Annotated in this window: 19 protein-coding genes; 18 read left to right on the top strand and 1 reads right to left on the bottom strand. The window is 38.2% G+C overall.

Annotated elements, in window-relative coordinates:
* Positions 1-237 precede the first annotated feature (237 nt).
* Positions 238-462 carry an alpha/beta hydrolase family protein gene (locus SLH51_RS08605; RefSeq protein WP_335960688.1) on the bottom strand — a complete coding sequence of 75 codons (225 nt, stop codon included), beginning with the start codon at positions 460-462 and terminating at the stop codon, positions 238-240.
* 391 nt (positions 463-853) lie between these two features.
* Here SLH51_RS08605 and SLH51_RS08600 point away from each other — a divergent pair, with 391 nt between their 5' ends.
* The 18 genes from SLH51_RS08600 (at position 854) to betC (ending at position 23,836) form a co-directional block, all read left to right on the top strand.
* Entirely contained in the window at positions 854-1,837 is a 984-nt protein-coding gene (locus tag SLH51_RS08600; RefSeq protein WP_335960686.1) for a formylglycine-generating enzyme family protein, read from the top strand.
* Positions 1,838-2,004: 167 nt separating this feature from the next.
* Positions 2,005-2,676, top strand: a complete 672-nt coding sequence (locus SLH51_RS08595) for an aspartate/glutamate racemase family protein (protein WP_335960684.1) — start codon at positions 2,005-2,007, stop codon at positions 2,674-2,676.
* Complete coding sequence (locus tag SLH51_RS08590) at positions 2,673-4,172, top strand: FGGY-family carbohydrate kinase (RefSeq protein ID WP_335960682.1); 1,500 nt, start codon at positions 2,673-2,675, stop codon at positions 4,170-4,172. Before SLH51_RS08595 ends, SLH51_RS08590 begins: the two co-directional genes overlap by 4 nt.
* A gap of 45 nt (positions 4,173-4,217) precedes the next feature.
* A complete protein-coding gene (locus SLH51_RS08585; RefSeq protein ID WP_335960680.1) occupies positions 4,218-5,135 on the top strand; it encodes a class II fructose-bisphosphate aldolase in 918 nt (305 codons plus the stop codon).
* A gap of 204 nt (positions 5,136-5,339) precedes the next feature.
* Positions 5,340-7,376: a YyaL domain-containing protein gene (locus tag SLH51_RS08580; RefSeq protein WP_335960679.1), complete on the top strand. Its 2,037-nt coding sequence runs from the start codon at positions 5,340-5,342 to the stop codon at positions 7,374-7,376.
* Positions 7,377-7,381: 5 nt separating this feature from the next.
* Positions 7,382-8,044, top strand: coding sequence for a class II aldolase/adducin family protein (locus tag SLH51_RS08575; protein WP_335960678.1), 663 nt, complete (start codon positions 7,382-7,384; stop codon positions 8,042-8,044).
* Positions 8,041-9,354 carry a four-carbon acid sugar kinase family protein gene (locus tag SLH51_RS08570; protein WP_335960677.1) on the top strand — a complete coding sequence of 438 codons (1,314 nt, stop codon included), beginning with the start codon at positions 8,041-8,043 and terminating at the stop codon, positions 9,352-9,354. The genes SLH51_RS08575 and SLH51_RS08570 overlap by 4 nt, the downstream gene beginning before the upstream one ends.
* Positions 9,351-9,986, top strand: a complete 636-nt coding sequence (locus tag SLH51_RS08565; RefSeq protein ID WP_335960676.1) for a D-sedoheptulose-7-phosphate isomerase — start codon at positions 9,351-9,353, stop codon at positions 9,984-9,986. The genes SLH51_RS08570 and SLH51_RS08565 overlap by 4 nt, the downstream gene beginning before the upstream one ends.
* A complete protein-coding gene (locus tag SLH51_RS08560) occupies positions 9,980-10,966 on the top strand; it encodes an ROK family protein (RefSeq protein ID WP_335960675.1) in 987 nt (328 codons plus the stop codon). Before SLH51_RS08565 ends, SLH51_RS08560 begins: the two co-directional genes overlap by 7 nt.
* Positions 10,967-11,317: 351 nt before the next feature.
* Positions 11,318-13,735: an alpha-mannosidase gene (locus SLH51_RS08555; RefSeq protein ID WP_335960674.1), complete on the top strand. Its 2,418-nt coding sequence runs from the start codon at positions 11,318-11,320 to the stop codon at positions 13,733-13,735.
* Between the two features lie 227 nt (positions 13,736-13,962).
* Positions 13,963-14,967, top strand: a complete 1,005-nt coding sequence (locus SLH51_RS08550) for a LacI family DNA-binding transcriptional regulator (RefSeq protein WP_335960672.1) — start codon at positions 13,963-13,965, stop codon at positions 14,965-14,967.
* Between the two features lie 19 nt (positions 14,968-14,986).
* Positions 14,987-15,874 (top strand): carbohydrate ABC transporter permease, encoded by an 888-nt coding sequence (locus SLH51_RS08545; RefSeq protein ID WP_335960670.1) that lies wholly within the window; start codon positions 14,987-14,989, stop codon positions 15,872-15,874.
* A complete protein-coding gene (locus SLH51_RS08540; RefSeq protein ID WP_335960669.1) occupies positions 15,871-16,746 on the top strand; it encodes a carbohydrate ABC transporter permease in 876 nt (291 codons plus the stop codon). The genes SLH51_RS08545 and SLH51_RS08540 overlap by 4 nt, the downstream gene beginning before the upstream one ends.
* 121 nt (positions 16,747-16,867) lie before the next feature.
* Positions 16,868-18,175: an ABC transporter substrate-binding protein gene (locus SLH51_RS08535; RefSeq protein WP_335960667.1), complete on the top strand. Its 1,308-nt coding sequence runs from the start codon at positions 16,868-16,870 to the stop codon at positions 18,173-18,175.
* Positions 18,176-18,245: 70 nt separating this feature from the next.
* Positions 18,246-19,547 carry an amidohydrolase family protein gene (locus SLH51_RS08530; RefSeq protein ID WP_335960665.1) on the top strand — a complete coding sequence of 434 codons (1,302 nt, stop codon included), beginning with the start codon at positions 18,246-18,248 and terminating at the stop codon, positions 19,545-19,547.
* The gene (locus tag SLH51_RS08525) at positions 19,531-21,672 is read left to right on the top strand and encodes a Sip1-related alpha-galactosidase (protein WP_335960664.1); all 2,142 of its coding nucleotides are present in this window, start codon (positions 19,531-19,533) and stop codon (positions 21,670-21,672) included. Before SLH51_RS08530 ends, SLH51_RS08525 begins: the two co-directional genes overlap by 17 nt.
* 45 nt (positions 21,673-21,717) lie before the next feature.
* Positions 21,718-22,350, top strand: a complete 633-nt coding sequence (locus tag SLH51_RS08520; protein WP_335960662.1) for a YesL family protein — start codon at positions 21,718-21,720, stop codon at positions 22,348-22,350.
* Between the two features lie 34 nt (positions 22,351-22,384).
* The gene (gene betC / locus SLH51_RS08515) at positions 22,385-23,836 is read left to right on the top strand and encodes a choline-sulfatase (RefSeq protein WP_335960660.1); all 1,452 of its coding nucleotides are present in this window, start codon (positions 22,385-22,387) and stop codon (positions 23,834-23,836) included.
* Positions 23,837-23,859 lie beyond the last annotated feature (23 nt).

Below are 23,859 nucleotides of genomic sequence, written 5' to 3'. Positions count from 1 at the left end.
TTTGACATAACTCAGCAATGAGTGGAGTCGCTGCTTGTTTAAAGCTAGCACCGAGTGGGCTTTTCGGGGCTGGCGCGCAGCGAACGGAGCCATTGCAAAAGCAACATAGGCAAAAAGGGTGACTTTCCCTTTTTGACATAACTCAGCAATGAGTGGAGTCGCTGCTTGTTTAAAGCTAGCACCGAGTGGGCTTTTCGGGGCTGGCGCGTAGCCTTTTTTCTATTGATTAAATTTATTTTAATGCATGTCTAGAAAAGTTAGAATGGCTTTATTTGCTTTTAATTGGTTATGTTTTTTGTCTAATCCGTATCCTTCTCCTTTAAAAACAATATAATCAACAGGAACTTGGTTTTTCCTTGTCACTTCTACAATTTCATCGGATTTTATCTTTAAAAATCGCGGGTCATTTTCCCCTTGTAGAACCAATAATGGTTTAACCATAGCTGTGTCCCATAATTCCAATTTTGTTTTCTTCGATATCCCCAGTGAAAGCGATCAAATAAAGTACATACATGTCATCATGTGACAAAAATGGTTTTGATTGTCTCTGTATCTATGAAGTTTTCTATCGAATACTTTTTCCAGATTTGAGAATCCATTTAATCCCTTTTCCTATTTATTTTTAATGAAAATAGTGTTCTCTCCTTTTCATGACATATAAACATATTGTTTGTAACCCCTTTTTTGATAGAGGAATACAGGTGAAAAAGTGTTTTACTAAAGAAAAAGGAGATTGTTTAGTATCAGAGTTATTTCCCTCCTTTTTAACGAATCCCTCTTTAAAGACAAAAAAAATTGATTTATGATAGCGAGACAGAAAATAAATTTCAAGTGAGAAAGAGAGGTTCATTTAGTGAAACAAGAAAAAAATCACCCTTGTTGTGCAGCAAGAAGACAAAATGTAAGCGGTACACACAATACTTTAAATGCAAATCAAAGCAAAAAAAAACAAAACAGCAGTATTACATTGACCGAAGGGAAAAATAACATGGTTCTATTAGCGGGAGATAGTTTCTGGATGGGGACAAACAGTAGTGAAGGATATCCACAGGATGGAGAAGGTCCAGTTCGAAAAGTAACAATCGATCCTTTTTATCTATCGCCATATGCTGTTACGAACAAGGAATTTGCAGCTTTTGTTCAAGATACTGGATATGTAACTGAAGCAGAGAAGTTTGAATGGTCATTTGTTTTTAATCTTTTTGTCGATAAGAGTGAAGTCGATATTTTAGATGGACATTTGCCGTACACCCCTTGGTGGATCCCTGTTAAAGAAGCTTATTGGTATCAGCCAGAAGGTCCTAATTCTAGTATTGATCATCGTATGAATCATCCAGTTGTTCATATTTCATGGACAGATGCAAATGCCTATTGTAAATGGGCAGGAAAACGACTGCCTACAGAGGCGGAGTGGGAATATGCCGCTAGAGGGGGATTAGAGAAAAAAAGGTATCCATGGGGAGACCAACTAAGACCTAATGATCAGCATCATTGCAATATATGGCAAGGAAAATTTCCCAAAGATAATGATGCTAGTGATGGATATGCTGGAACTTGTCCGGTAGATGAATATATTCCTAACGGATATGGGTTATACAATATGGTTGGGAACGTGTGGGAGTGGTGTGGTGACTGGTTTAGTCCAACATTTCATTTAAAAGGGACAAAGGTTAATCCAATGGGTCCAGGATTGGGAAATGCACGTGTTATGCGTGGAGGATCCTATTTATGCCATGAATCATATTGCAACCGTTATCGTGTAGCAGCAAGAAGTTCCAATACTCCTGATAGTTCAACAGGTAATATTGGTTTCAGATGTGCTGCTGATGCAAGATGATTTATAGTAAGTAAAATCAAGATAGTGCTCAATAAATCTAATTAATATTCAGTAAATCCATTGACGTTTTGAACGATTTGAGACATAATTAAGCGAAGAAACAACAACAACTCAACAAAAGCCACAATAAACCACTTAACGTACTTTTGCAAACAGAGAGGAGTGAGATGGTGAGTAAAAAAGTCGCTGTATTACATACAACACCGGTTACAGTAGAGCCTTTGAAGAAATTGGCAGAAGAAAAGATTCCAGGATGTAAAGTCGTTAACTTTGTTGATGATTCGATTCTACCTCAATTAATTGAAACCGACGGGAACATTAGTTTAGTTCAGGATCGTCTAGTACAATATGCAAAGTATGCAGAGCAAATTGGTGCAGATGTAATTTTAAATGCTTGTTCTTCAGTAGGTGAAGTTGTTGCGAAAGCGCGCCAAAACATTACCATACCCATTATTAGAATTGATGAAGCAATGGCTGAAGAAGCAATAAAAAGAGGGAAAAAGATTGGAGTTGTTGCGACACTAGCAACAACTTTAAACCCAACAATGAGGCTTTTGCAAGAGAAAGCCACAGAATTCAACAAAAAAGTGGAGTTCGAATCTGAATTAGCTGAGGAAGCGTATCAGTGTTTGATAACAGGTGATCAGAATAGTCATGATGCTGCTTTATCTGTGGTGTTGTCTAATATTGCTAAGAAAGTAGATGTTGTTGTATTGGCTCAAGCATCAATGGCGCGTGTTGTTTCTACCTTACCTATTGAACAGCAAGAGATGTTTTTAGCAAGTCCGCAACTTGGAATGGAAAGAGTTCAGCAAACATTAGAAGGGATAGCTGAATGAAAATGAGATTACTAGGAATTGATATTGGAACGACTCATATAAAGGCAGGCTTATTTGAATGTGATGGAACACTTGTTCAAATAGCTATCCGTTCAAACCAAAGTCACCTAACTGAGGAGGGGCTTTCCTATTATAATCCTGACGAGATGTGGAGAGTGGTCACTCAATTAATTAAGGAGGTTACTTCTGATCAGCATGAGAAGATCGTATCCATTGGGATAACGAGTATGGCTGAAAGTGGCCTGCTACTGAACCCAAAAACTAATGAGTGTCATTCTCATATAATTCCATGGTTTGATCGTCGAACAGAAGAAGTTTCAAATGTGCTGCAGCAAGAAATAGATCCTGTTGAACAGTTTCAAAAAACAGGACTTCACAATAGTTATAAATCCGGTTTAGCAAAGCTCTTGTGGTTAAAGCAGCAAGATCCTCAGATTACAACAAATGCCAAATGGCTATCAACGTCTGATTTTATCGCTTACAAACTAACAGGAAAAGTCTCTACAGATTATTCGTTAGCAGCAAGGACATTTGCCTTTCGAATTGATCAAAAAAAATGGGATATTCCGTTGATTCGTCATTTCGGACTTGGTGAATCCTTGTTTCCGGAAGTGAACCCAAGCGGGACAGGGGTAGGAGAAGTTTCCCAAGGTTTTGAGGAGATTGGGCTTGAAAAAGGCATATCTGTAGCAGTTTCTGGTCATGATCACGTCTGTGCAGCTTTAGCGGTTGGAGTCACCCAGCCTGGGGTAGTCTTAGATTCAATGGGGACAGCTGAAACGCTAGTTGGTTCATTGCATGAACGAGGTTTAACAAAAAAAGAATATGAATCAGGTTTTACATTTGGGTGCCATGTTGTTCCAAACCGCTTGTTTTGGATGGGGGGGATTCAGTCTTCTGGAGGTTCAGTTGAATGGCTGAGAAGTCAGCTTTCAAGTCAACATTTATCTTATGAAGAAATGAAGAATTTATTAGATCAAGTTCCTAGTTCGCCTACGGGGATGTTGTATTATCCATACTTAACTGGAAGTGGCTCTCCTCAACCGGATCCTAATGCCAAAGGCGCATTTATAGGATTGAAAAGCACTCATAAAAAAGGAGATTTATTGAAAGCGCTCTTAGAAGGAACGGCATTTGAGCTTGAGTATATGAGAAGAGCAGCGGAAAAAATGCAAGATTGTCAGATTCAAACCCTTATTGCGGTTGGAGGTGGCACGAAAAATCAACAGTGGCTACAAATAAAAGCTGATGTAACCAACTGTCATTTGTTGATTCCTCCTGTATCAGAAGCAACTTTGTTAGGAGCAGCCATGGCTGCCGGGCTTGGCAGTGGTGTTTATAAAGATGAAGCTGAATTATTACAGCTAATCTCACAAAGGCAAGAAAATAATGTATACCCGAATACAGAAAATCAGCAAAAATATCAGACTCTTTTTGAGGAAGGTTACCTATTTCTTCAGGAACCATTACGAAGTTTTTATAAGAAAGGGTTGTAAGCTTTACAAGAATTAAAAATACTATTTTATAGAGGAGTTCATAATATGAGTAAACAAAAAGTAAAAAATGTCATTACATTAAAGCATGCTTTAGAACAAGCTGAGAAAGGGAAATATGCAATTGGTTCCTTTGCTCCAAGGTATACAGATATGATTCTCCCTATTTTACGAGCGGGAGAGAAAACAAACTCACCAATTATAGTCCAAATCTCGCAAAAGGAGATGGACAGGTATGGAATTACTCCTGCTGAATTTGGAGCAGCTTTTTATCAAGCGTTAGAAGATGAAAACATTACTGTTCCGACCGTGTTGCACTTAGACCATACTAAAGAAATGTCTGTCATTATGGATGCAATTGACGCTGGCTTTACATCCGTTATGATTGATGCTTCTGAACATCCACTTGGACAAAATATTGCGATTAGTTCAGAAGCTGCTGAGTATGCTCATTCAAAAGGGGTTTCGGTTGAAGCAGAATTAGGGATGATCGGAACAACGGACTTTGTTGAAACGGATTCAGATAAAGAGTTGTATACGGACCCAGATGAGGCACTACAATTTGTAAATGAAACGAAGGCGGATGCATTAGCGGTTTCGGTTGGAACTGCTCATGGGGTATATAACGTGAGAAAACCTACGATCGATTTAGAACGTTTAAAAGCGATTCGTACGTTAACTCCTGTACATCTTGTTTTACACGGTGGCTCTGGTGTACCGGCAGAAATGATTAAAGAAGCAATGAAACTACCAAACGGTGGTGTTAGCAAAGTAAACATTGCCACTGATTTAGAAGTTAGTTTGCTTGCGGAACTTGGTAGAGATGAGAGAATGACAAATGCAGAATGCAAGGCGTTACCGGCTGCTGAAAAAGAACGAGGCCAAAATGCTGTAGAACAGACCGTTATCGATAAAATTGAGAATTTCCTTGATAGTGCACAATGTGCAAAGGATTTTGTTCTTTAAGGGTGAGTCGATACCGGTGTTTCCTCACAAAATGAAAAATGAGTTGTAATGAACAGCTTCCTACAAAAAACTGACATTTCGCGCTTTCAATTTCTTTGGGTGTTCAAAAAGGTAAACAGTCTACCTTTTTGAACAATCTAAAGTAAGTAACTAGAATCGAATCTTCCATTGTACGAAGCAATATATTTTCGGAGGTGAACAAACATGAGTCAATTTAATATAGAATACGAACAAATAGCCCAAGGATATAAATTAAGGATACATCCTTCTTTTCTAAAAGAGAAGGTTGCATATATGCAACAATCAGCTCTTTTATCTACTACAGGTTTACATGAGAATGAGCATGTAACGATTTCAGACGTGACAGAAAGCGAAAATGAAATTCAACTTACTGGCTCATCTATTCACTTTGCAGTAAAAACAAATTTAAAGTCGCAAAAAGGCACGTGCGAGTATTTAGATGTGGAGATGGAGATCACGTACAACGGTGATTCAGGTCTGGATGCGGGCATCCAAGCTCGCTTTGACCTGATCGGATCTGGTCGTCCAACATGGATGATTCCGGGAGCATTTTATAAAGAGAATCGTTTTGCTCATAACACACGAATGTATCCAAGATATGATTACAATGGTGGCGATCAAGAGAAGCTAGAATCTGACTTTTGGGCGTTTCGTTCGGACCGTGCAGCACTACCAGCTGTATTTGCTTGGAACGAGCACTTTTGTGGGGCGTTATTTACAGAAGAAATGTCTGAACTTGGATTAAGTGGGTTGGGCTTTATTGGAAACGAAGCTGGAACAGCCATTTGGTTGAATTTTCCTTACCGTGAAGAGCCAATTACATTCCACAGCCCTGTTGATCCACACCCAGCAGATTGCGAAACACATCATTGGATCCCTGGGGAAATCGTGCACCTTCAATATAAAGTCTATGTTGGCGATTCAAGTTTACATGCTTACGACCCATTTGTAAGAGAACTTTACCGACAACATCAAGAAATGTATCCGCTCAATCCTTGGATGGATTTAAAAAAAGCTGCAGATTTAACAGCTCATGGTCTTCATTATTGGCACTATGATCCAAAGCACCACATCTTAAATGAAACCGCTGCCTTTGATCGTGAATTTAACGGAAATGTTGGTGGGAAAGGTGACCGTCCTCACATGCATGTCGGATGGGTGAGTGGAGCCCAGTATGCGTACGCATTACTAGCTTACGGTCGCCAAAATCAAGTGGATGACTATACACAGGCAGCTACTCAAGTGATGAACAAAATTGCCTCTGGACTATCTCCTATCGGTATTTTTTGGGCAGAATGGAAAGTTGACAAAGGATGGGGAACTGGTTGGAATCCAAATAATAAATGGCTGCAAGCGCGCACCATTTCGGAAGCAACCTTGTTTATGGTTCGTGCTCTCCAATTTGAAAAACAACATGGAAAGAATCACAGCGAGTGGGAGAAAGCGGTACGTTCAAACTTAGACTTCGCGGTTAAATGTCAGCGTGAGGATGGGAATTTTGGTTCTTATTATCATTGTGAAGAGGGAACGGTCGAAGAATGGGACGGTTCTGGTGGAATTCTTTGGATTGCTGCCTTGCTAGAAGGAGCGAAATACTTTAACGATGATACATACCGTCAAGCTGCTATATTAGCAGGTGAATACTATCAGCGATTTGTTTTGAATGAGTTTATTTACGGAGCTCCAGAAGATGTTCATCTGACACCAACGTCTGAAGATGCTTACAACGCTGTTGTTGCTTATGTGTTGCTATACGAAGAAAACGAGAATGAAAAATGGCTAAGACTATCACGTACAGCAGCAGATTGGATGATGACGTTCCGTTGGACTTATAATCTCGAGTTTCCTGAGTTCACAATGCTCAGACAACTCGATTTCCGTTCTCGTGGATCGGATCAAGCATCTCCTTCCAATCAGCATCTTCATAATTATGGCTTGTTTTGTGTCCCGGAAATGCTCCGCTTATGGCGTTATACGAAAGATAACTATTATTTAGATCGAACCCGTGACAACCTTGCTTGTTTTCTTCAATGCATCGCACGCGAGGATGGTGATTTTAATGCATATAAAGGTATGGTTACAGAGCGTTATTACAATACAAATTGCTTCCAGCCAAAAGGGATGTTACTGACATTGTCACATGCATGGTCAGTTGGTGTGATTTTATATGCCGCTCAAGAAGCGCAAGCTTATGCGGATGAGTTGAAAATAATGGGGTGAAAAAAGTGCTTGAGACAAATGCAGTCAATAAACAATTACAAGAAGTTGGTCGGTATATGATGGAACATCAATTAGCTTGGGGAAATGCTGGAAATATTAGTGCTAAAACTTCAAGTGATCAGTTTTTAATTACAGCAAGTGGGACATATTTAGGGGAGCTAGATTTAAATGACTTCGTTGAATGTTCGTATGATGGAAAGAGAAACCCTGAATCAAAAAAGCCATCTAAGGAAATTCCGATGCATCAAGCAGTTTATGAGCAACGTCCGGACATTAATGCCATCCTACATGCATCACCTTTTTATAGCACATTAGTAGCTTGTTCTAATATGGATATACCTTCTGAGTGTTTTGTAGAATCAATGTATTATTTAGAGCGTGTTGAACGAGTAGCTTATCATCATCCAGGTTCTGAAGAGTTAGGTGCGGCTGTGAAGGAAAAGGCAAAAAGATCAAACATCCTCTTGTTAGAGAATCATGGAATTCTTGTCTTTGATTCAAGTATAAAAGAAGCAAGAATGGCACTCCAGTCACTAGAATTTGCCTGTCGAATGCTTGTGACAGCAAAGGGATCTAATGTTGAGTTAGAGCGATTGCCAAATGATACTGTTCATGACTTTCTCCACCATGCTGGCTATAAACCAAGAAGGAAGTGGGATGACCAATGATTGGTGTAATTGCAGATGATATTACTGGATCAAACGATATTGGAGTTATGTTTGGAAAGTCAGGTTATATTGTAGACATTTACAGCTACGATTTTGCAACTGTAAATCATATGTCGCAGCAAAAGCCAGATGTGTTAGTTTTTGATACAGATTCAAGGTTAGATGATGAGAGAACTGCTTATGACAAAGTATTTAAGGCGACAAAGGATATACAAAAAGCGGGTGCAGTTCAATTTATAAATAAAACCTGTTCTGTTTTTCGTGGCAATATTGGTGCTGAATTTGATGCTATGTTAGATGCTTTAGGTGAAGAGTTTGCCATTGTTGTATTGGGTTTTCCGAAGAATGGGCGGCAAACACTTAATTCAGTCCATTATGTGTATGGAAATAAATTAGAAGAATCTCAGTTTAAAGATGACCCCATCCACCCAATGAATGAGTCCGATTTAGTGAGCATTTTGCAATCTCAAACAAAGCGTAAAGTTGGGGCTATTCACCACAAGATTATTAGACAAGGATCTAATATCATTAAAGACGAGATTCTAAGAATGAAATTGGAAGAAAAGGTCCAATATGTCATTTTGGATGTTAGTAATCAACAAGATTTATTTGAAATAGCATTAGCGGTACATGAAGAAAAGGTGATATGTGGAAGTTCAGCTTTAGCTGAAGAAATCCCTAAAGTTCAAAAGAAACAAAAGCTAAGAAAGAGTACTCTTTCGCTGCCAGATTTCGGTGGAAAAAAAGGGATCTTTTGTGCTGCAGGAAGCCTGATGCCACAAACGAATGATCAGATTGAATACATGAAGAAAAGTGAAAATATAGTGATAGAATTAGATACACTGGCTTTGATCAGAAATAACGATCAGAAAAATATGATCAATCCATTGGTCGAGCAAATTGTCACAAATATAAATAATGGAAAACATGTCATTCTACATTCGTCGAATACAAAAGAAAAAGTAAAAGCAACAAAAGAAGAAGGGGCAAAACGAGGATGGAGAAATACAGAGATTTCGCGATATATTTCTGAAACTATTGCAAATATTACAGCTAACGTAATTGGACAAACAGAACAATATCGTTTTGTAATTGCAGGTGGGGATACTTCAGCGACTGTCTGTAAAGCCCTTCAAATTCGTGGGATGAGGGTATGGGAAGAAATACAGCCTGGATTACCGTCTTGTCTTTCTCACACAGAGCCACCATATCTTTTCGTTCTAAAATCAGGAAGCTTTGGAAGTCCTGACTTTATCGACCAAGCATTTGATCATTTAACGAAACAGGCAAGGAAGGAGGAGATGAAATGAATCAAGAACTTGAGAAATTAGTGAGGAAATATCCTGAATTAAACGAATGTACTGCTGACATACAATATGCTTTTGAGCTTTTAACCGAAAGCTATAGGCAGGAAGGGAAGCTTTTATTGTGTGGAAATGGTGGAAGTGCTGCAGATTGTGACCATATTGTCGGTGAGTTAATGAAAGGATTTACATTGCAGAGACCTGTGGATTCTCAATTCACGCAAAAATTACTCGATATCGACCAATATGAGGGAAGTTACATGGCCGAACATTTACAACAAGCGCTGCCTGCTATTTCACTTGCTAATCATTCTGCACTAATGACAGCATTTTCCAATGATGTTGCCGCTGATATGGTATTTGCTCAACAAGTGTATGGATATGGTCAAAAAAATGATGTTGTGATAGGACTAAGTACGTCTGGAAATTCGAATAATGTATTGAAAGCGTTGAAGGTAGCGAAAGCAAAGGGGTTAATAACAATTGGGTTTACGGGGCAAAGTGGCGGAAAGATGAAAGAACTCTGTGATGTATGTATTTGTGTTCCATGGCAGGAGACTCTAGATATTCAAGAAAGACATCTTCCAATCTATCATACTCTTTGTATCATGCTTGAAAAGGAGTTTTTCCAATGGTGACAATATTAGCTGGATTAGATATCGGAGGTACCAAATGTGCGATTTCCCTTGGAAGATTGGATGATGGTGAAATCGAGATCATAAAAAAGAAACAATTTCCGACTCCTAATACGCCAGAAAAAGCTATCGATTCTATGTTGGAGACATTGGATCAATTACTGGAGGAACACCAAGTATCCTCTTTACATGCAATTGGGATAAGTTGTGGAGGCCCATTAAACAGTCGACAAGGAATTATTTTGTCGCCGCCGAATTTGCCAGGATGGGATAATATTGAAATTGTTTCACAACTTGAACAACGCTACAATATTCCAGTCGCTTTGCAAAATGATGCGAATGCTGGTGCGATGGCCGAATGGAGATGGGGAGCAGGTATAGGCACAGAAAACATGATTTTCCTTACTTTTGGTACAGGTATGGGAGCAGGTTTAATTCTAAACGGACAATTGTATTCTGGAACGAATGATTTAGCTGGAGAAGTAGGTCATGTCAGGTTAGCAAATGACGGGCCTGTTGGTTTTGGGAAAGCAGGGTCTTTTGAAGGGTTTTGTAGCGGTGGAGGAATCGCTAAGCTTGCTACGAAAAAGGCGATAAAAGCAATTGAAGCTGGAAACCCTCCAAAGTACTGTCCATCGGTAGAGCAAGTAGATGAGATTACAACGAAAAAGGTAGGGGAAGCAGCCCAAACAGGTGATCCATTAGCACTTGAAGTACTTTCAATTGTAGGCTTTCAACTAGGGAGAGGCCTAGCGATGCTAATTGATATATTGAACCCAGAAAAGATCGTAATTGGTAGCATCTACGGAAGGCAGCAAGAGATTTTAGAGCCTCTTGTTCTTAAAGAATTACAAAAAGAAGCAATAGACCTTTCATTGTCTGTTTGCGAGATTACACCAGCTGGTCTTGGAGAAAGTATTGGGGATTTAGCTAGTTTTTCAGTAGCCCTTCTTGCTTTAGAAAATGAAAATTCAAAAACTTAAATAAAATAGTAGTCTTAGTAAAATTTCGACAAAAAATGAAGGATTTACAACAGGTACTTTCGAAATAAAGAGAGTAATAAAAAAAAGATAGTTAGTTACAACTTATGAGGAGATAAATTTTTTATTATCTTTTGGGAACGTTCCTAGTAAATTCCTATGATAGGAAATCAACTTTTAGTGAACTTAAAAACGGGATCAAACTCAACATAAGGTGATAACATTTGTAGAATCAATGGTTTAAGGTAATCTTGTTTTTAAAAGGGTTACTTATCAGCATTAAATAAATTATATGGATTTTTTCAAGGTAAGCAATATTACTTAGTTAAAACTATGAAACAAGGAGGAAATACAATGAAAAACAAGACTTTACATATGATAGGAAACGCTCATTTGGATCCCGTCTGGCTTTGGCAATGGCAAGAGGGGTTTCAAGAAACAAAAGCAACATTCCGTTCTGCATTAGACCGGTTAAAGGAATATGATGATTTCATTTTTACGTCTAGTTCAGCTGTTATGTATGAATGGGTGGAAAAGAACGACCCGAAAATGTTTGAAGAAATTAAAGAGAGAGTTAAAGAGGGACGCTGGCAGATTTGCGGTGGGTGGTGGTTACAACCAGATTGTAACATTCCAAGCGGCGAATCATTTGTGCGACAGGGATTATATGGCCAACATTATTTCAAAGAGAAGTTTGGCGTTACGGCGACTGTCGGCTATAACGTTGATAGTTTTGGTCACTCAAGCATGCTTCCGCAAATATTAAAGAAAAGTGGGATGGATCATTATGTTTTTATGAGACCTGGTCCACATGAAAAAGGATTGCCTGGACGATTATTCTGGTGGGAGTCAGATGACGGTTCACGAGTGATGACGTTCCAGATTCCATTTGAATATACAACGTGGGGAAAAGATTTAGAACAACATGTTCGCCGGTGTGCAAGAGAATTAAAAGAGCCGGTTAATGAGCTTATGAGCTTCTACGGTGTCGGGAATCATGGCGGTGGTCCAACAATAGAGAACATTGAAAGCTTAAAACGCTTAAACGAGCAAGAGGATTTGCCTCAAATTGTATTAAGCTCGCCTAATCAATTTTTTGATGAACTCAAAAAGCAGAATCCTTCTCTTCCTGTCGTTCACCATGATTTACAAAATCATGCTAAAGGCTGCTATGCTGTTCATTCAGGGGTTAAGAAATGGAACAGAGAGGCAGAAAATCTATTAGCTGCCGCTGAAAAATTTTCTGTAATTGCTGAATCGATAACAGGGCAACCGTATCCAACTGATTATGATCAAGCATGGAAAAATGTACTTTTCAATCAGTTCCATGATATTTTAGCAGGTACTAGTTTGGAGGAAGCCTACGATGATGCTAGGGACATGCATGGAGAAGCGATGTCTATCGGTCGAAGAGGACTGAATTATGCTGTTCAATCATTAGCATGGAATATAAATATTGAGCAAATAGATGGAATGATACCGATCGTTGTATTCAATCCACATTCGTGGGATGTGAAAACGAATGTCGAAGTGGAGTTTAACCGATTAAAAGAAGACCAAATGTTAATTGACGAAAAAGGCCAACAAGTCCCTCTCCAAGTTGTTCAGTCGAGCGCTACAACAAATGGACGAAATCGATTAAGTTTTATCGCTGATCTTCCGTCTATGGGGTATCGAGTTTATAAGGTTGTTTCGCAAAATACACCGAAAGAGTTTTCGATGATTCAGGCAAGTGATTATGTATTAGAGAATGATCACTACCGGTTAGAAATCAATCAGGAAACAGGTTTTATTAAAAGTTTATTTGATAAAGAGCGGCAGTTTGAAGTGTTTGATGGGGAGGCAGCTAGACCTGTTGTTATTAATGATACTAGTGATACGTGGTCTCATGATGTGATTCGTTTCGATGATGTCGAAGGAGAGTTTCGACCTATTCGAATTCAAAGAGTCGAACATGGATCAGTCAAGTCTGTTATTCGGGTAGTTAGTGAGTATGGTCAATCTAGACTTATTCAAGACTTCAATATGTATAAAGAGTTACACCACATTGATGTAAAAGTAACCGTCGATTGGAGAGAAAAATTCAAAGTCCTAAAGCTGAAATATCCAATGAACTTGGTCCATCGAAGAGCAACCTATGAAATTCCATATGGTCACATCGTACGTGAAGCAAATGGAGAAGAGCAGCCAGGGCAAAGCTGGATTGATGTATCAGGCACGATTAAGGAGACGGGGGGGCGCTACGGTTTAAGTATCGCCAATGATGCTAAATATAGTTATGATGTGCATTTAAATGAGATAAGCATCACGGTGCTACGTAGTCCGATTTATGCTCATCATGATCCACTTGTTCCGGATCCAGACGGGGACTATTCTTTTATTGATCAAGGGATTCAACGTTTTTCATATACTCTTCTGCCGCATGAAGACAGCTGGGAAGAAGCAGGGACTGTGAAACATGCAGCTGAATTAAACCAACGGCCTATTACCTTGCTTGAAACCTTTCATGAGGGAGAGTTACCACAAAAAGATTCATATGTTTCGATAGATCGTGAGAATATTATCATAAGTGCCATGAAGCAAGCTGAAGATAACGATGATATAATTATTCGCTGCTACGAAACAAACAAAGAGGCAACAGACGCAACGATTACATTAACAAAGTTGAACCGAGTGATTCAAGCGCAGTTTGGTGCTTGTGAAATTAAAACGTTCCGAGTACCCAAGGATGCAGGTCTACCAGTAGTTGAGACTGATTTATTAGAATGGTAGATTGGTTGTTTTTAGATTAATGTTAAAATTGAGAATTTTATCAAAATGTGTTGAAAAGCATAAATGAATAGAGTAGCATAAAGTTAAGGAAACAAGGTAGTATACATGAATTTAGGAACGTTCCCAAAAGTAAAAATAGGAACGTTCCCAAAGTTGAAAGTATCTACTAGGTTAACGCTTTTATGAAACTATAAATTTGCAGGACTCTTATCAGGGAGGTGGAAAATTTGAATCCAACGATTAAAGATGTCGCTAGGTTAGCAAGGACCTCAAAAAGTACTGTATCACGTTATTTAAATGGACAACCGGTAAAGAAGAATACAGAAGAAGCCTTAAAGTCAGCTATTAAAGAGTTAGACTATCATCCGAATATAAATGCAAGAAGGTTGGTGCAAAGTCGGACTCAAGTCGTTGGAATTGTGGCAGATGATATATCCAACAATTTCTACTCTGGTATTTTAAGAGGGATAGAAAAAGTAACGAACGCTCATCGTTATCATTGTGTTTACTACAGTGGTACATCAAACCATCAAAGTGAAATAGACTTTTTGGATTTAGTGCAAGAAGGTCAAGTAGACGGACTTATTTTTATCAGTTTCTCAAAACGCTCTCAAGAACTGCTAGAGAGAATTCGGGATATTACGATTCCAATCGTACTTGTCGGGGATGGAGAAGCTGATCAACAAATTTTATCTGTTGACGTCGATAACCAATATGGAATTCATGAATTGATACATTATCTTCATCGGATAGGACATGAAAAGGTGGCATTTATTGCAGGACCTAATGATATAGCAGCAACAGAATATAGAACCAAAGGCTATAAAAACGCTCTAGAGGAGTTGGGACTAGAGTACAAACGAGAGTGGATTGTAGGGTCTGACTGGTCTAAAGAGGGTGGGTACAAAGCTATGAAAGAACTGCTGAAGTTTGGGGGATTTACAGCTTTAGTTGCTTCAAATGATGAAACGGCTATTGGAGCGTTGCTTTGTGCTCATGAATTAGGATTTCGTGTACCTCAAGACTTTTCGATTGTTGGGTTTGATGATATTGAGATAGCGAGATGGATATATCCAACTCTTACAACCATAAGGCAGCCGCTTTACGAAATGGGAGAAAAAGCTGCAGACGGTTTAATCAATATTATGAAAAATACAGACGAAGTCATGAAAGAACGCGTATTGATACGACCAGAATTAATTGTTCGAAATTCATGTAAGAACTTACTTTAATAAAGGAGGAGTTGACACAATGTTTGCAAAGATTGATAAAGGGTCACATGGATATTACTTTATAGCACCTTTTTTCATCGTTTTCTTCATATTTGGCTTAGCACCTATATTGTATTCTCTTTATCTTAGTTTTACGGATTGGAGTGGGTTTAATGAACCTACCTTTGTTGGACTCTCCAACTATGAAAGATTGCTGAGTGACGGGTTGTTTTATAAGTCAATTGGTAATACATTAATTATTTGGATCTTGTCGATTATCCCGCAACTTACAATTGCCCTAACTCTAGCTCTTGTATTACATGAAAAGTTCATTCGTGGTAAACATTTGTTTCACGCTATCTTTTACTTCCCAAACATTGTCACACCTGTCACTCTAGGTGTTCTATTCGCCTTAATGTTTGATTGGCAGACTGGTAGTGTTAACAAATTGTTAATGTCAATCGGAATAGTCGATGATCCTGTCTACTGGTTTAATAGTCCGATTTTATCACAACTGATCGTTGCTACGATCATGATGTGGCAGTGGTTTGGGTTTAACATGTTAGTGTTTCTTGCAGGATTACAGGCAATTCCAGATGATCTCTATGAAGCGGCTGAGATTGATGGAGCATCAAAATTTCAAGCTGCACTTAAGATTACCCTTCCATTGCTTAGGCCTGTACTTATCTTTACGATGATTACCTCGATAATTGGTGGTTTACAAATCTTTGATCAACCATTGATGCTTGGAAAAGGACCGGAGAATTCCACCTTAACAATGGTTATGTATTTATATGAAACCGCTTTTATCCGTTATAACTATGGTTACGGAGCTGCGATTGCTTATGCGATATTCATCCTAATTGCGATATTCTCCGTTATATCACTTCTTATTACGAGATCAAGGAAGAAGGAGGATGCGAAATGAGCAAAATGACTTTACATCCAGCCGTTGAAACTGAAGACACAATCAACAAGAAAAAGCGTTTTGTTATAAGAGCGATGATTTATATCATTCTTATTTTAGCTGCGGCTCTTTGCTTGCTTCCGTTTTACAGCATGATCATTACATCGACACACGCAAATGCTGATATATCGCGGAAGTTGTTGTTGCTCCCAGGTGATCAATTTTTAAACAACTATGGGCGACTGACAGATGTTGTCCCTATATGGAGAGGATTTCTTAACAGTTTAATTATTACGGTTTCTTCCACATTTCTTGGACTTTATTTTTCAGCATTAGCTGGATATGGCTTTTCTAAATATAACTTTAAAGGAAATGGTCCGTTATTTGCTTTTGTGTTAGCGACCATGATGGTTCCTGGTCAATTGGGAATTATAGGGTTCTTTAATTTAATGAGCACGTTAGGATTAATTAATACTTATTGGCCATTAATTTTACCATCGATTGGGAATGCGTTTGGGATCTTTTTCTTAAAACAAGTAGCTGATTCTTCTGTTCCTAAAGAGATGCTAGAATCAGGACGGATTGATGGGTGCAGTGAATTGCAAATCTTTCACCGTATTGCTCTTCCTCTTCTAACACCTTCTCTTGCTACATTAGGTATCTTTTTGTTCATTGGGAAGTGGAATGAATTTTTGCAGCCGATGATTATCTTATTTGATAATGAGCTTCAACCTTTGCCAGTAATGATCGCTAGTGTTAGGAGTCAGTTTAACGTTGATTATGGTGCGCAATATGTTGGGATTGTTATTTCTGTTGTTCCAATTTTAATTTTCTTTGCAATGGCATCTAAAAAAATCATTCGAAATGTTATGGCAGGTGCGATTAAAGAATGATCATACAGCTTTGCAGAGAGGTTGATTTTAAAAAGGGGGAGATAGTAAAAGTATTTTGCTAGAGTAGTAGGCTGTAAAGACTTATGGGGAAATTACGCAACTTTTAAGGAGGAGAATTATTTTGAAACGATGGAAAAAAGTCACCTTATTTGCTTCAATGATGGCCGTACTTGGGGGATTAACAGCTTGTGGAGGTTCCGATGAGACGGAAACAGAAGTGGTTCAAAATGGAGAGGCCACTGCTGAGGTCTCACCAGAAGAATTAGAAGGGGAACTAGAAATTTGGACGTTCTTTGGACAAGTTGAGGATATGGCAGCTGGTTTCGAAGAGAAGTACCCAAATGTTGATGTGAATGTAAGCGTGTTCCCAGGTGATCAATACCAAACGAAAATTATGACAGCGATTCAAACGAGAACAGATGTACCTGATATCTTTGATCTTGAAAGAGGCTATATGGGTAAGTTCATTAATCAAAACTTTGTGGCTGATTTATCGGCAATGGGAGCGGATGAATTAGTAGAGGATTATGTACCGTATGTAAGAGCACTAGGAGAGGGAGAGAACGGGGAAATTCGTGCAATATCTGACCATTCATCACCTGGAGCTTTTTGGTATCACCGTGAACAAGCGAGAAAATATCTTGGTACAGATGATCCAGAGGAAATCTCTGAGATGGTTAGTAACTGGGAAAGTATTATTGAGTTAGGGAAACAAGTACAAGAGGATAGTGATAGTGAAGTTCATTTACTTTCGCATTTTGGAGATGTATTTAATGTAGAAAAATCACACCAAGGGCTATGGGTACAGGATGGACAGTTGGTAATTAATCCAAATTGGGAAGAGATCATTAATCATATGCGTGAGATTCGCGATGGAGGAGTCGATGCAAAGCTAGGTTTCTTTTCTGCTGGTTGGGGAGATGCGCTAAATGAAGGGAATGTGATCATGTTTGCTATGCCTGCTTGGGCAGGATTTATGGTCAATAATGAAGATGGCAAGGCAGAAGAGAAGTATGGTCTTGCGATGACACCAAAAGGTTATTACGACGGTGGGACGTATCGTTCTATCTATGAAGGATCTGAAAATAAAGAATTAGCGTATGAATTTATCAAATATATTGCAAGCGCAGAATGGCAAGAGCACAACTTAGAGGCAACAGGAAATATGCCTGGACTTCAAACTGTTTATGAGAACAACAAAGATTCATTCACCCATGAATTTTTTGGAGATCAACAGTTGCTTGATGTGTATAGCGACGTAGTAATGGATATCCCAGCAACACGTTCAACAGAGACTGATGAAGATATCTCAAGAATGTTCTATGACACAGTCGCAGCTGGTGTTGAAAACAATCGTTCAAACGAAGAGATTATTGAACGATTTACAAATGAAGTTCGTAATGCTTATCCAGATTTACAAGTAGAATAACTTTCTGATAAGGCGGCGATTGTCTTTTATTTTTGGACAGTCGTCACTCTCAAAAAAGGAGTCAGTCACATTGAATACACTAGCACAACACATTCAGAACATACGCATAATAGATGGACACGAGCATTTAATTCCTCAAAAAGACAGGCAAAAAATGAATGCTGATTTCTTTGATCTGTTGCACTATGTAAGATCAGATTTAATTACAGCAGGATTAGATTCAGCTTTCTTTGAAAGAGACAATAACATGTCTGATGAAGAAAAAGCTGAGATTTTTTTGAAATACTGGAATAAAACCAAAAATACAACGTATGCGCAAATGCTTCGTTGGGCAGTTGAAGATTTATATGGCATGAATGACTGGACAAAGGAAGGTATTGTTGCATTAAGTGAAAGAGTTCGAAAAGCCTCACAAGATCCTAAATTATATGAACGAGTGCTGAAAGAAAAAGCAGGGATTGATCTTGCTTTTACTCTTATATTTACAACAAAAGTTGACTTTGAATTGTTTAGGCCAGTGATGTTTATGGATCATACGTTTAAACTGCGAACTTTGCAAGATATCAAATCTATTGAAAAATTAACTGGTACAATTGTTCATGAATTTGAAGATTATCTACAAGTCTTAGATAAATTAATTGAGCGTTATGTGAAAGAAGGGATGGCAGCAACAAAGATAGGTGCTGCTTATTGGCGCACATTACATGTAGAAAAACCAACCAGACAAGATGCAGCCAAAGTATTCAATCAATTAAAGATGTTTCATTTGGGTGAAAGTTTATCTCAAGATGAAGCAAAGCCACTTCAGGATTATCTTATTCATCGTATCATTCAGAGATCAATTGATTTTAAAATGCCTATTCAAATTCATACAGGGCATCAAGAGCCTAGTGTATCTTCAAACGGAAACATCATCACGAATTCCAAAGTTACAGACCTTGTACCTTTACTATTAGAATATGAAGAGGCTATCTTTGTTCTTCTACACGGAGGATATCCGTATTATAACGAATTTTTGTCAATTGTAAAAAATTTCGCAAATGTTTATGCGGATTTGACTTGGTGTTACATTCTTTCTCCAACGGCTACAAAACAATTGTTATCACAAATGATTGAAATGGTTCCACAAAACAAAATTATCGGCTTTGGCGGAGATTACAGTCAAGTGGAAGGGACGTATGCTCATGCGAAACTCGCAAGGAAGGTCCTTACAGAAGTACTAACGGAAAAAGTGGAAAGTGGAGAATTAACAGAACAAGAGGCTTGTGAGTTTGCAAATAATATTTTAAGAAATAATTTAATTGAGTTGTACAAGTTAGAATTAAAACGGGCTCCATCGATAAGGGGGAATATCAGTGTTTCAACTTCATAATGACAATAAACATTTACAAATTCAAAATAATGAAGAAAAGGTGATGGGGGGCATGCAGTTTCAAGTAACCCTCAATCAATCTACTTGTGTTGATGTAAATCTTGTAACCAAGGAAATAGGAGAAGGGATCAATCAATTTGGTAAGTATAGTCGGTATGAATATGTTTCTAACGACAATAATCAGTTTGATTTTTCATTTACGTTAGACTGTTATGAGCAGTTTGTGCATGCTTTTGTAGATGTAACGATTCATCATGAAAGACTTTTTGCACGTAATGATTATTTATCTTCTGAGAATGGTGTTGTAATTAAAGTCAAAACGCTAGGCGAGTTTGAAGGATTGATGGCGAATTACCGCCACAAAGATTGGTGGACTAGGCCGCATTTTAACAATGATTTATCTACTTTACCAGATCGAACTCAATCATTACTATGGAAAAGTAAGAATTCTTTTTATCATTTACTCCCAATATGTGCATCGGTTTTTAAGGCAGATATAAGAGGAGCAGAACAAGGATTTGATATAGCTATTTCTTCATATGATGGTGGACGTAACCGTTGTCAAACTCCTGTTTTTGTATTAGGAAAAGGGGATACGCCCTTTGAATTATCAAAACAGATAACGAAAGAGGTTATTGAATTACGTGGGGAATCTTGTGCCATTAACGAAAAACGTTATCCAGAAAGGTTAGAACATTTAGGATGGTGTAGTTGGGATGCATTTTACCAAGAAGTCAACGAAGAAGGGATTTTAAACAAGGTAAAAGAATTAAAGGAAAAACAGGTACCGGTTAAATGGTTGATGATTGATGATGGATGGTCAAAAACCACAAACGATCGTCTTACTACATTTGAACCCGATCCTAAGAAATTCCCAGGAGGCTTTAAGAACTTAACGAATCAAGTGAAGAACACATATGGTGTTGACTCGGTAGGGGTATGGCATACGTTTGCTGGCTATTGGGGTGGGATTGATCCAGATAGTTTATTAGCAAAAGAAATGGAGCCTAATATTTATAAGACAAATAGCGAGAAACTCATTCCATATCCTGACTCAGAGAAAGGATACCGCTTCTGGGATACGTGGCATACTTACTTGAAAAAGCAAGGGATTGACTTTGTAAAAGTAGATGGTCAAAGTGGGATTAATAACTTCATGATGGAGCAGATGTCTGTAGGAGAATCTTCCTTAGAATCTCATAAAGCCTTAGAAGCGTCAGTTGGAATTCATTTTGATCATTGTATGATCAATTGTATGGGTATGGCGTCTGAGAATATTTGGAACCGCCCGATTTCTGCTGTCTCAAGAAGCGGTGATGACTTTGTTCCAGAGGATGAAAATGGGTTTGCTGAACATGCTATACAAAATGTCTATAATTCATTCTATCATGGTGAATTATACTGGGGTGATTGGGATATGTTTTGGAGCAAACACAAAGATGCCAAACGTCATGCATTGTTACGAGCAGTGAGTGGTGGTCCTATTTACACCAGTGATGCTGTCGGAGAAACGGTTCCTGAAGTAATATGGCCTTTAATATATCAGGATGGACGAATCTTACGTTGTGATCAACCTGGTAAACCAACTGCTGATATTCTCCTAAATGATCCTACTTGTGATAGAGTACCGTTAAAGGTGTGGAATACATCTGGTGAAGCAGGAGTGATCGCCACATTCAATGTGGATTTATTTGGAAACGAGGTAGAAGGAACGATAAGCCCATCTGATATTGAGGGAGCAAGTGCTGATGAGTACTTTGTATACGATTACTTTAAGCAAAAGGTAGAGGTAATGAAAATGGGTGAGAGAAAACCAATTACCTTGCTTCAAGAGGAATGTGAGTTATTTCTATTTATAACTAAACAGTCTCAGTTAGCACCTATAGGGTTAATAGACAAATATATTTCATCATCTACATTTAAAACGAATTATTCATCTACAGAATCGCTATCTGTACAGTTAAAAGAAGGTGGCAAGTTTGCCTTTGTTGCCGAGACACAACCAAGTCTTGTAACGGTAAACGGTCAAGCCGTGACAGTGAGTCGATTGAATGAAGAACAACCAATTTATGTAGTTGATTGTTCCTCTTATGAACCGGCTATCGTAATTAATATAAATAAATAGTCTATAAAATGTTATATACCGCATCTTAGAAAAGGAGCTGGAAAAATGGAGAAACAGGATTGGAAAAGTGGACTAGCTCGTTTTTCCGAATGGTTTGCGTGTTTGGCTTATATAAACCTATTATGGATTGGATTTACTCTACTAGGATTACTATTTTTAGGCTTTGTGCCAGCAACGGTTGCCATGTTTACCGTCTTAAGAAAATGGATGAGAAGAAAGCTTGAGATGTCCATTTTTAAAGAATTCTGGACTAGTTTCAAGAAAGAATTTGTAAAATCAAATGCTGCAGGGCTCATTTTGATTTTGATTGGTTATGTATTGTATGTTGATGTGATGGTTTACGAATTCGGTGATTCATTGTATCAGCAAATCTTTCAACTCTTATTATATATATTAGCTTTCGTTTACCTGCTGGCCATAGTCTTTTTCTTTCCTGTTTACGTGCAATTTGAATTGAAATGGTATCAATATTTGAAACTATCAATTTTAATGGCATTTTCCTCTCCTTTTCGAGCTCTTTGGATGCTGTTTATTGGATATGGGACGATTTTTGTTATGAGTAAAATACCAGGAATCATTCCGTTTTTCTTAGGTAGTGCAATTGCTTATTTTTGGCTAATGATTGCCTTGCCGTTGTTTCACAAACTTGAGCTTCAAGAAGGTAAAAATAATAAATAGTAACTTGAGTCTTAACAAAAGGAAGTGGAAGGCAATGGAACATGCGAAACCGAATATTGTTATGATTATGGCGGATCAAATGGCTCCTGATGTTATTGGGGCATTAGGGCATCCCGTTGTGAAAACACCGAATATCGATCGGTTAGTGCAAAATGGTGTAACCTTCGAAAATGCTTACTGTAATTCGCCGATCTGTGCTCCATCAAGAGCATCTTTTGTTTCAGGAAAACATATAAATGAAATTGGAGTCTATGATAATGGTTCTGAATTTTCAGCTGACACGCCGACTTTTTTGCATCATTTAAGAAGGGCTGGTTATGAGACGGTATTATCAGGGAAGATGCATTTTGTTGGTCCAGATCAATTGCATGGGTTTGAGCATCGTTTGACGAAAGATATTCATACAGCTGCATTTGACCTTACACCTGATTGGACGAAAGGGGTTTATCATAATCATGGCACTGGAGTAAATCGGTTAAAAAATCCTGGAGTTTGCGAAATTAACAACAATCTAGATTACGATGAAAAGGTTTTACACCGGACAGTTGAGCAAATTAGAACGTTTAAGAGAAAGAAGGAAACACAGCCTTTCTTTCTGTGTGCTTCTTTCTTTCATCCACATGACCCTTTTCATATAACAGAAGAATATTGGAATATGTATAACAGTGTCGACATTCCGTTACCTGATGTCGCTCCTGTGGAAATAGAAGAGATGCATCCTTTTAATCAATGGATTCAAAAACATCATGAATTAGATATTTGTCAATTAACAGAAGAAGAGGTTCTTAAAAATCGAAGAGCTTATTACGGAATGGTTACGTATTTTGATGCGAAGGTTGGACAGATAGTTTCTGAACTTGAAAGATTAAACATGATGGATAATACGATCATTGTCGTAACTAGTGACCATGGTGAAATGCTAGGAGAACATGGAATGTGGTTTAAAAGAACGTTCTATGACCCTGCCACTAAAATTCCTCTAGTTATCTCATGTCCTGAACATTTTCCAAAAGGGAAAAGAGTAAGTGAAGTGGTTTCACTTGTGGATGTAGCCGCAACGTTTATGAAGCTTGGAAATGTTCCTGATTGTGATACGTGGATTGCAGAGTTGAATGGAGATAGTCTGGATTCTTTAATCATTGGTGATGATGAAGATTGGAAAGATGAAGTTATTTGTGAATATTACGGAGAAGGACCTATTCAACCAATGGTGATGGTGAGAAAAGGGCGGTATAAATATGTGTACATTCATGAACACGCCCCTCTTCTCTTTGATCTAGAGAATGATCCTCATGAAGTTCATGACCTCGCTCAATTGACTGAATATGAACCGATCATGGAAAAGTTTGAAGTGAGAATTTCCAATGAATTTGACATGGAAAGAATTCGAAACGACATTATTCGAAGTCAAAAAGAACGGATCATGCTTGCTGACTCTTTGCAAAGAGGTGTAAAGACTAGTTGGGATCATAAAATAAGACGGTAATACCTGACATGATTGTGAACAGA

Origin of the sequence: Halalkalibacter kiskunsagensis, from assembly GCF_037027555.1 — a bacterium.
Classification (GTDB): domain Bacteria; phylum Bacillota; class Bacilli; order Bacillales; family Bacillaceae_D; genus Halalkalibacter; species Halalkalibacter kiskunsagensis.
Note: the sequence above shows the minus strand (reverse complement) of the source record. Positions and strands in the feature narration are given on the sequence as shown.